The sequence below is a fragment of the Streptomyces sp. GbtcB7 genome (genome assembly GCF_019091445.1).
In the GTDB taxonomy this organism is placed as follows: Bacteria; Actinomycetota; Actinomycetes; order Streptomycetales; family Streptomycetaceae; genus Streptomyces; species Streptomyces mirabilis.
In genome coordinates, this window is the sequence record NZ_JAGXJM010000263.1 from 1 (window position 1) to 278 (window position 278).

The 278-nt window shown below is 68.7% G+C and carries 1 protein-coding gene; it reads left to right on the forward strand.

Annotated elements, in window-relative coordinates; all coding sequences use genetic code 11:
* On the forward strand, positions 1-278 hold a 278-nt coding region (locus KVT44_RS56055; RefSeq protein ID WP_217576972.1), incomplete at both ends, for a zinc ribbon domain-containing protein.

Below are 278 nucleotides of genomic sequence, written 5' to 3' on the forward strand. Positions count from 1 at the left end.
CGGCTCGGCAAATCCGTGCACGACGCCGGCTGGGCGCAGTTCCTCGCGATGCTGGAGTACAAGGCACAGCGGTACGCCCGCGTCTTTGTGAAGGCCGGCCGGTTCGAGCCCACCAGCCAGGTGTGCTCGGCCTGCGGAGTCAAGGACGGGCCCAAACCCCTGCACGTGCGCACCTGGACGTGCACGCACTGCGGCACGGTCCACGACCGGGACCACAACGCCGCCAAGAACGTCAAACAGGCCGCCGGACTGGCGGTGACAGCCTGTCGAGCGCAGGT